The organism is Spirillospora sp. NPDC049652 (assembly GCF_040675125.1).
Taxonomy (GTDB): Bacteria; Actinomycetota; Actinomycetes; order Streptosporangiales; family Streptosporangiaceae; genus Spirillospora.
On record NZ_JBFAOF010000221.1, the window covers coordinates 1 to 9119 of the forward strand.

The 9119-nt window shown below is 70.4% G+C and carries 11 protein-coding genes; 8 read left to right on the forward strand and 3 right to left on the reverse strand.

The features are described from left to right. From AB0J52_RS16630 to AB0J52_RS16645, 4 genes are all read left to right on the forward strand, one after another. Positions 1-238, forward strand: a 238-nt coding sequence (locus AB0J52_RS16630) for a zinc-binding dehydrogenase (RefSeq protein ID WP_500182456.1), incomplete at its 5' end; no start/stop codon positions are given. A gap of 204 nt (positions 239-442) precedes the next feature. Further along, positions 443-964 (forward strand): CLIPPER-2 domain-containing protein, encoded by a 522-nt coding sequence (locus AB0J52_RS16635; protein WP_500182457.1) that lies wholly within the window; start codon positions 443-445, stop codon positions 962-964. Between the two features lie 291 nt (positions 965-1255). Then, positions 1256-2584, forward strand: coding sequence for a thioester domain-containing protein (locus AB0J52_RS16640; protein WP_500182458.1), 1329 nt, complete (start codon positions 1256-1258; stop codon positions 2582-2584). A gap of 304 nt (positions 2585-2888) precedes the next feature. After that, positions 2889-4223 (forward strand): thioester domain-containing protein, encoded by a 1335-nt coding sequence (locus tag AB0J52_RS16645; protein WP_500182459.1) that lies wholly within the window; start codon positions 2889-2891, stop codon positions 4221-4223. Between the two features lie 117 nt (positions 4224-4340). Here AB0J52_RS16645 and AB0J52_RS16650 read toward each other — a convergent pair whose 3' ends face one another. Both AB0J52_RS16650 and AB0J52_RS16655 read right to left on the reverse strand, forming a co-directional pair. Further along, a complete protein-coding gene (locus AB0J52_RS16650) occupies positions 4341-4517 on the reverse strand; it encodes a DUF397 domain-containing protein (RefSeq protein ID WP_500182460.1) in 177 nt (58 codons plus the stop codon). After that, the gene (locus AB0J52_RS16655; RefSeq protein WP_500182461.1) at positions 4514-5329 is read right to left on the reverse strand and encodes a helix-turn-helix domain-containing protein; all 816 of its coding nucleotides are present in this window, start codon (positions 5327-5329) and stop codon (positions 4514-4516) included. Before AB0J52_RS16655 ends, AB0J52_RS16650 begins: the two co-directional genes overlap by 4 nt. Before the next feature lie 124 nt (positions 5330-5453). Here AB0J52_RS16655 and AB0J52_RS16660 point away from each other — a divergent pair, with 124 nt between their 5' ends. Further along, the gene (locus AB0J52_RS16660) at positions 5454-5876 is read left to right on the forward strand and encodes an ATP-binding protein (protein WP_500182462.1); all 423 of its coding nucleotides are present in this window, start codon (positions 5454-5456) and stop codon (positions 5874-5876) included. Positions 5877-6055: 179 nt separating this feature from the next. Beyond that, entirely contained in the window at positions 6056-6994 is a 939-nt protein-coding gene (locus tag AB0J52_RS16665) for an SDR family NAD(P)-dependent oxidoreductase (protein ID WP_500182463.1), read from the forward strand. On the opposite strand, the gene AB0J52_RS16670 is transcribed toward AB0J52_RS16665, so the two are convergent. After that, entirely contained in the window at positions 6982-7524 is a 543-nt protein-coding gene (locus tag AB0J52_RS16670) for a TetR family transcriptional regulator (protein ID WP_500182464.1), read from the reverse strand. The two genes, AB0J52_RS16665 and AB0J52_RS16670, sit on opposite strands and share 13 nt — an antisense overlap. A gap of 64 nt (positions 7525-7588) precedes the next feature. On the opposite strand from AB0J52_RS16670, the gene AB0J52_RS16675 reads away from it, so the two are divergent. Both AB0J52_RS16675 and AB0J52_RS16680 read left to right on the forward strand, forming a co-directional pair. Beyond that, positions 7589-8149 (forward strand): hypothetical protein, encoded by a 561-nt coding sequence (locus AB0J52_RS16675; RefSeq protein ID WP_500182465.1) that lies wholly within the window; start codon positions 7589-7591, stop codon positions 8147-8149. Between the two features lie 33 nt (positions 8150-8182). After that, positions 8183-8836 (forward strand): hypothetical protein, encoded by a 654-nt coding sequence (locus AB0J52_RS16680; protein ID WP_500182466.1) that lies wholly within the window; start codon positions 8183-8185, stop codon positions 8834-8836. Positions 8837-9119: the final 283 nt, after the last annotated feature.

The following is a 9119-nucleotide window of genomic DNA, read 5'->3' on the forward strand; positions in this document are numbered from 1 at the left end:
CGGCACGCGCGTCGAGCCGGCCGAGGCGGACGCGCGCGGCGTCACGGTCATCGCGCTCGACCAGCTCCGTTCCTTCGGCCCCCACCATGAGCGCTGGGCGCGGGAGATGATGGCGAAGGCCGCCGCCGGGACCGTCCGTCCGGTCATCGGCCAGACGTTCCCGCTCGACCGCGCCGCCGACGCCCACGCCGCCGTCGAGAACCGCACCACCCTCGGCAAGACCCTGCTCATCCTCTGAGCGGCGGTGGATCCAACACCGACACGCAAAATCACCGAATGTGATCATTAATGAATCGGTTGGAGGATCTTCGACCGGTCTCCCGCGCGGCATAACCATTGCGCCCCCCACAACGATCTCCGAACCTCTGGGGGGACGATGCCCATGAAAGACTTTTCGCGCCGTTCGGTGGCAGTGGTCGCCGCGGTACTTCCGATCGTGTCGTTGTGTGCTCCATCGGCGTCCGCGGGGCCGGCGACGGCCGGCCCCGTCCACGCGCGGGACCTGCCGGGCTCCTCGGCGCAGAGCCGGACGAGCATCCTCGCCGGGGACGCCCTGGTGGCGGTGGCGGGCCGGACGGTCGAGATCACCAAGGCGGCGTGGCCGGAGTCCAGGCCGTCGATCTCCCTGCGCAAGTGGGTGCGTCCGCACACCTACCACCGGGCGGGGCAGCGGCTGGAGTTCCGGTACAAGGTGACGAACACCGGTCACGTCCCAATGGACCGCGTGGAGGTGGAAGACCACCTGCGCGGCCTGTCGAGGGTGTGGTGCCCGAGGAACATCTACCTGCGGCCGGGGGCGTCGCTGCACTGCACGGCGACGTACCGCGTCACCAGGCGGGACGTGCGGAAGCGGTGCGTGCAGAACTGCGCCGTCGCTACCGGGCGGAACCCGGCGACGGGCAGGTACGTCAGGTCCAACCGGGCGTGCGCGCGGGCTTACGGACACGTCCCGGTGACCGGTTAGGCGCGTCCCGCGGAAGGGTGTCCGGGGTCATCGGCCAGATGACCCGGGGCACCCTTTCTCCATGTCTTCGGACATTTGGACGGGCCGCGTAGGCGCGGTCGCGGAAAGCCGGAAGCCGGTCACGCAAAAACATTTCCGCTGATCATTAATCTTCTCGCCGTTCCGCCCGCCGAAGGGACCCGCGCAAGGCATCATCACTGCTACCCCCCAAGTAGACCGATGAATTTGAGTGGGGGAATGTTCATGGATGGCCTTTCGCGCCGTTCAGGGTATGTGATCGCGGCGGCGCTGGTGCTTCTGTCCGTGTGCGTCTCACCCGCGTCGGGCGGAGTCGCCCGGGACCGGGTCCCGGCGGGCACCCGCGCGGACGCTCCGCCCAAGGCGGAGTTCAACATCGTCTCCGGCGGCCCCGGCCGCCACCTGAGGGGCTACGTCGGGCCCGAGTCGCTGGACCCGACGAAGGGCTACCTGCCCCGGGGGTACGAGTCGCGGGGCTTCCGTCCCAGGGAGGTCGGGCGCGCGGGCATCGTCCGGGGAGTCAGGGCGGACGGCACTCTCGTGCGCGCCTACTGCTTCGACCTGGAGCACCCGGCGCGGGGCCACATGGCGTACCGGTTCGGCACGTGGAGCGAGGCCCCCGCGAAGAACCTCGGGTACATCGCGCGGACGGTCCACGAGTACTACCCCAACACGTCCCGCCCTGCCGGGCTCAGCGAGAGCGACAAGGCCGCGGCCGTCCAGGCGGCGATCTGGTTCTTCTCCAACAGGTACGTCCTGGACGACGAGGACCCGCTGTTCCCCGTGGCGTCCCGCATCGTCACCCGCGTCCTGAAGAAGGGGCCGCTGGAGGAGCCGGCGGGCCCGGCGGCGCGGATCAGCGGTCCGGACAACATGCGCGCCGGGACGGTCACGGGGCCGTTCGGAGTCGAGGGCGCCACGGCGCCGACGTCCGTCCGGGTCACCGGCGGCGAGATGTTCTCGGACGCCGAGGGCACGCAGCCGATCGCGAGCGGCACGGAGATGCGGCGCGGCGCGCCCTTCTACGTGCGGTCCGCCGAGCCCGGGAAGCTGCGGCTGACGGTGCGGGCGCGCGTCGTCCACCCGATCGGCCAGGCCGCGGTGTACATGCGGGACGCGAGCGGGTACCCCGGCATGCCGCGCGAGGGCCAGAAGATCATCCTCGCCCATGAGGACTGCGTGTACGTGACCGTCGAGAAGGTGGTCGAGGTCGAGGCGCCCCCGCCCGCGCCGCCGGCCCCGCCGGAGCGCCACCCGTCGATCGCCGTGCAGAAGTGGGTGCACCCCGGCACGTACAGCCGGGCGGGCCAGACGCTGCACTTCAAGATCAAGGTGACGAACACCGGCGACGTCGCGCTGAACCACGTGCGCGTCGAGGACCACATGCGCGGCCTGTCGGACGTCCGGTGCCGCCGGACGACACTGGCGGCGGGCCAGTCGATGGTCTGCTCCGCGTCCTACCGGGTCACCAAGCGGGACCTGCGGCGCCAGTCCGTGAAGAACTGCGCCGTCGCGAAGGGACGGACCTTCGAGGGCGGAATGCCCGTCAGGTCCGACCGCTCCTGCGCCGAGGCCTACGGCCACGTCCCCGTGACCGGCTAGGCACGACGCCAAGGGAGGGCGCCCGGGTCGAGAGACCCGGGCGTCCTCTTTTGTTGTTTTCGCGAGGCCACGTCCCATGCGGGAAATGTTCTTCTCGACGGCTTATGGGGGCTCTGTCTGGCTTTGCGGGCGCGCGGGGCACTCGGGGCAAAGAAAGCGCAGCGGGCATTAATGATCGCGCCCGCGTGATCGTGAATCGGTGCCCCACGAGGCATAACCGTCGCACTACAAGAGGATCTACCGAAGATCGGAGGCCATGCGCGTGCACGGTTTCTCACGCCGTTCAGGGTGCGTGATCGCAGGAATGCTGCTGTTCCTCTCGGTGTGCGTCTCACCGGCGGTGGCCGAAGTCGACCCGGGACGGTTCCCGGCGTCCGTCGTCATCGGCCTTCCGCCCGAGGCGGACTTCGACCTCACCGACCTGGGAGGCGGCACCGGCCTCGCGGGCTATCTCGGTCCCGAGACGCTCGATCCGCAGGACGGGTACCCGGCCGCCGGATACGACAAGTCGGGGTTCGTCCGCCATGACGTCGGCTACGCGGGCATCATCAACGGGGTGGGGCGCGACGGCACTCCGCTGCGCACCTACTGCATCGACCTCGCCCACGAAGCGTGGGGCGGGATGGCGTACAGGTACGCCTCCTGGAGTGAGGAGAACGTGCCGAACCTCGGGTACATCGCGCGCATCCTGCACGACTACTACCCGAACACCGACGAGCCCGCCGGGCTCAGCACCCCGCTGAAGGCCGCGGTCGTCCAGGCGGCGATCTGGTTCTTCTCCGACCGGTACGTCCTGGCCGAGGCCCCGCCGGTGTTCGAGGCGACGTCCGCGATCGTCAGCCGGGTGCTCGCCGAGGGGCCGCTGCCGCCGCCCCGGGCTCCGGAGCTGAGGATCAGCGGCCCGGACAGCATCCGCGCGGGCGACGTCTCCGGGCCGTTCACGGTGCACACCACGGCGGAGAGCGCGACCGTCTCCATCGCCGGGGGCCGGATGTTCGAGGACGCCGCGGGCACGCGGCCGATCCCGAGCGGCGCGCGACTGAGGGACGGCGAGAGCTTCTACGTGTCGTCCGACGAACCCGGCTCGCTGCGGATCTCGGCGCACGCGACCGCCGTCCACCCGGCGGGCGAGGTCGCGCTCTACGTGCGGGACCCGGAGGGGCAGCCGGGCTTCCCGGAGCAGGGCCAGAAGATCATCCTCGCCGCCGACGCCGAGACGAACGTGGAGGCCGAGAAGACGGTCGAGGTCACCGAGACCCCGCCGGAGCCGCCCAAGCCGCCGAAGCACAGGCCGTCGCTCAAGATACGGAAGTGGGTGCACCCGCACTCCTACCACCGTGCCGGCCAGGTACTGCGCTTCACGTACAAGGTGACGAACACCGGCCGTGTCCCGCTGGACCGTGTGCAGGTGGACGACCGCAAGCGCGGCCTGTCGCAGGTGCGCTGCCCGCACACCTCGCTGTGGCCAGGCCAGTCGATGGTCTGCACGGCGACCTACCGGGTCACGAAGAAGGACCTGTGGAAGCGGTCCGTGAAGAACTGCGCCGTCGCCAACGGCCGTGACCCGGAGCACGGGACCCCCGTGCGGTCGCGCCGCGCCTGCGCACAGGCCTACGGCCACATCGCCGTAACCGGCTAGGAGGAGCAAGAGGGTGTCCGGGTCATCGGCCGATGACCCGGACACCCTCTTCGCGTTCACGGGACGGACGTGCCCAGTAACCCCCCCGGCCCGGTGGTTCGCGAAAGCCCCCGCCGCCTACTCCCGAACGATGGTCCCGACCAGCGCCCGCAGGTCCTCGCGCCGGAGAACAAGACGCGCCCCGTGAGGATCCCTGCTGTCACGAACACCCACGGTCCCACCGAGGTCGGCCAGCTCGATGCAGCTTCCTCCGGCACCGCTCTCGCTGTGACTGCTCTTTCTCCAGAGGATCATGTTGCCTCCCGCTGCTCGATGAGCCACTCACGGGACTGATCCTGACTCCAGGCCCGCGTCGCGAGTCGATCAAAGCGTAGCCGAGCGCGGTTTGCGGAGTCTTGACCGTCAATGATCCGGCCCACTTCCAGCACCGTCCCTGCGAACGCGGCGGTCTGGTGGTCGGGAAGTTCGAACCACCAGAAAGAACCGTCCACCCCCAGGTTCGGGAGCGTGCTCGCCGGCAGGATCCGCACGGAGACGTTCTGCCGAGTGGACGCGGTCAAGAGGTAGTCGATCTGTTTGCGCATCGTCGTCCTGTCGCACATGGGACGCAGCGCCGCCTCGTCCAGAAGCAGCCAGATCTGGGGATCACCTTTGAGGATCGCGGCTTGGTGGTTCATGCGGCGCTCCAACGCCGCTCCCACGTCCGCGATGATTCCTTCGGCGTGACCCATCTCCAGGAAGGACCGGGCATAGCCCTCGATCTGGAAGGGGAAGGGGACGAGATTGTTCGCGAAGATCTTGTGCTCGATGGCGCTCGTCTGGAAGTGGTTGAGGCGTTCGCTCCAGTTCGGGTTCTCGCCCGAGACTGCGAAGTAATACAGAATTTCGAAGAGTTGTCCGGTGTGCCATGCCGCGTCGAGGGCCTTGCACTGGCGCTCGTCCAGCTGCTTCTCGCCGGTCTCGTACTTGGAAACTTGGCTGATCGAGCAGTCCAGGATCGCGGCCACGTCGTGCTGGCGGAGGTTCATGCGGATCCGCATATGGCGCAGCTGGTTGGCCATCAGGGCCCAGAGCGAGAGCCGGGCGTCGGGCGGGGGCTTGACCATGGTGTGCTCCGAGGGGTTCTGATCGGCGCATTTTCTGATCCGTCTGACAACAGTGACAACGGTAGTCGGGTGACCTCAGAGTGTGATGCGGAACACTGAAAATCGCGCCATGAGGACGGGTCCGATGATTCGGAAAGCTCCTGCGGCGGGTGATCAGGAAGACCTGGTCGTCTGCCGGTTCGACGCCGATCTCTCCGCTGCCGGGAAGGCGCGGCGGCGGGTGGGGGAGGTGCTGCGCGGGTGGGGGCACGACCGCCTCGAAGACGACGCCGCGCTCTGCGTGTCCGAGCTGGTGACCAACGCGCTCAACTGCGGGGCCACCGACATCCGCGTCCTGGTCGAGCGGCACACCGCCGAGATGGTCGAGGTGGCCGTCTGGGACGACGGGCCCGGTTGCCCCGAACTCCAGAGCCCCGACCTGAGCTGCGAGACCGGCCGGGGGCTCGGCATCGTCCAGGCCCTCTCGGTCTCCTGGGGCAAGCACGGTTCGCCGGACGGCGGCAAGACCGTGTGGGCGCGGTTCGTCTCGCCGGACGCCGAGTCGTGATCGCGGTGCTTCACACGTCCGCGATGCTGGCCTGCGTGCTGGGAGGGGCGTGCGTGGGCGCCTCGCTCACCGGCCTTCTCCTCTACATGTTCCGGCCGCGGCCGACCGGACGGCATCGCCCGCGGTCATGACGAGGCGCTTTGACCTGGAGCGCGCTCCAGCTTCTAGCGTCCTTGGGCATGGCGATGGAACAGCAGCACAAGCTCGGTTCGGGGTTCGGTGCGCACGACACGGCGCGGGACGTCCTGGAGGGGATCGACCTCACCGGAAAGTCCGCGCTCGTCACGGGCGGGTACTCCGGGCTCGGACTGGCCGGCGTCCGGGCGCTCGTCGAGGCGGGGGCACGGGTCGTCGTACCTGCTCGCAGGCCCGAGGTGGCCCGGGAGGCGCTGCGGGACGTGCCGCGCGTGGACGTCCATGAGCTCGACCTCGGCGATCTCGGCAGCGTCCGCGAATTTTCCGATCACCTCCTCGGGGACGGGCGGACGCTCGACATCGTGATCACCAACGCGGGGATCATGGCGTGTCCGGAGACGCGCGTCGGGCCCGGCTGGGAGGCGCACTTCGCGACCAACCACCTCGGGCACTTCGCGCTGGTCAACCGGCTACGTCCGCTGCTCGCGGACGACGCGCGGGTCGTCTCGGTCGCGTCGTCCGGGCACTTCCTGTCGGGCATCCGGTGGGACGACCCGCACTTCGCCACCGGGTACGACCGCTGGCTGGCGTACGCGCAGTCGAAGACCGCGAACGCGTTGTTCGCCGTCCAGCTCAACGCGCTCGGCGTGCGGGCGTTCGCCGTCCACCCCGGCAGCATCCTCACCCCGTTGCAGCGGCACGTCCCGCGCGAGGAGCAGATCGCGCAGGGCTGGATGAGCGAGGACGGCACCCCGGCGGAGGGCTTCAAGACCCCGGAGCAGGGCGCGGCGACCGCGATCTGGGCCGCCACGTCACCCCTCCTGGACGGCCTCGGCGGCCTTTACGCGCAGGACTGCGACATCGCCGAGCCCGCGACCACCGACGACATGCTGATCGGCGGCGTCAAGCCGTGGGCCGTGGACGCGGGCGACGCGGCCCGGCTCTGGGAGGTCTCCGCCGATCTCACCGGTCAGGGCGCATAGGCGGCCAGGAACTCGTCCACGTACACCTCGATCTCCTCGGGGGCGGCGCCGACGCGGGCGAGGGCGGCCGTCCCCAGGTAGCTCGCGTAGGCGGCGGTCGCGCGGTGCCGGGCCTGGTCGTCCGCCATGCCCAGCTCCCGGAACGCCGCCTCGACGATCTCCAGCCGCCGCCGGGTGACCCGGCCCGCGACCGCGAGCACGGCCGGGTCCGTCTCGCAGGTCAGCCGGAGGGCGACGTCCGCGTGCCCGGTGCCGAGGGACAGCAGGAGCAGCGAGCGCAACCTCTCCCTTGGGTCCGCGAGGCCGGTGAACCGGGCCGCGACGCGCTCGGTCTGCTCCCGCTCCCACAGCTCCAGCGCCGCGTCCAGCAGCGCCGACCGGTTCTCGAACAGCCAGTAGAAGCTCGACTTGGACGCCCCGAGCCGCGCGGCGACCGGCTCCACCGCGACGGCGGCGGCCCCGCCCTCGACCAGCGCCGCGAGCGCCGCGGCGGCCCAGTCGTCGCGGCTGAGGCGGGCGGTGCGTGGCATGACTCACTCTCCCCTTGTTCTGGACGGAGGCGTACAGTCTAGGTTCTGTACGCTACCGTCCAGAATGTTCGAGGGGGACACGACCGTGGACTGGATGCTGGACCGCCTCCTGCCCGACCCCGACTTCCGCACCCGCTACACCCGCCGCGTCGACGCCCCGCCCGAGGCCGTCTGGCGCGCCCTGCTCACCGTCGGCGTGGACGACCTCCCGGTCACGGGCGTCCTCATGCGCGTCAGGCAGGGAGGCCGCCGCCGCACGTCCTCGGGCTCGTTCGTCGCGAACGCGGCGGTCCCCGAACTGGGCCGCACGGAAGGCCGGGAGATCGTCTTCGGACGCGTCGCCCAGTTCTGGAAGCCCCGTCCGGTGCCCGGCCCGCCCGAGACGGCGACCGCCGAGGGCTTCGCCGCGTTCGCCGAACCCGGCTGGGCCAAGGCCGCCCTCGGGCTCCAGGTCGTCCCGTCCAACGGCCGCACCGTCCTGGTCGCCGACACCCGCGTCACCGCGACCGACCCGCGCAGCCGCCGCGTCTTCTCCTTCTACTGGGCCCTCATCCGCCTCGGCGGAGCCGGGCTGATCCGCCTGGAACTCCTCAACGCGACCGCCCGCATCGCCGAACGCGGCTGAGAACCGTCCACGTCAGGGGGCTGATGGATGAACGTGCGATTCCGTGTGGGCTTCGGGTTCCTCGCCGGTGCGCTGCTGGTCGGCGCGGTCTCGGCCTGGAAGTCGGACGTCCGCTCGTCCGGCGGGACGATCCCGACGAGGGGAGTGGTTCCGGTCGTGTCGGGGGTGTCGTGGACGGACGACTTCCCAACCGCGCCCGACCCCTCGACGCTGTTCTCCCCGGAGGTGTGGAAGGCCCTCCGCGACCGGGAGGACCCCGGCTCGGAATGCCGCCACAGCCCGGGAGACGGCTACGACATGTGGAGCTGCTGGTTCAGCGCCGCCAACCGGGGGCTGCGCGACAGGGACGAGCTGTCGGTCGAGGTGACGAAGTACGACGCGCGCTTGGGCGAGAGCGCCGTCGAGCACGCGGCGGCCATCTTCGACACCGCCCACGGCACGTACGCCGATTTTCCGGTGTCCTCCCCGTCCCCGCTCGGTGACCAGGCGTTCGAGGTGCCGGTCGAGAGCAGTGCGACGGAGAAGCCGCACCTGGTCACCTTCCGCGCGCGGAACCTCATCGTCGAACTCCGGGTCACCGTCTACCGGGCGAAGCTCGACAAGTGGGAGCTGGCGGGCGAGCGGCGCCGCCAGACCTGGCTTTACGCGACCGAACTCTCCCAGGGGCTCGCGCGGTTCCGGCACTGACCGTCCGATGCGCGACCTTCGCGGGGCCAGGTCACGACTTTGGTCGGAGGACGAGCGTCGGGTGGCCGATGTTCGGGGGTGCGTCCGCCCGTGAGGCTCGTCTCGTGAGCTGAGCGGAAGGGGCGCTTCGATGACGGGGATCGAGCGGCAGGCGGGACACGGACGGCGGGCGGGACGTGGACGGCGGGCGGGCATCGGCCGCCGCACGGTCGTCGCGGGAGCGGTGGCGGCGGCGGCGACCGGGATCGCCGCGCTGGGACGGCCCGCCGACACGCAGGCGCGG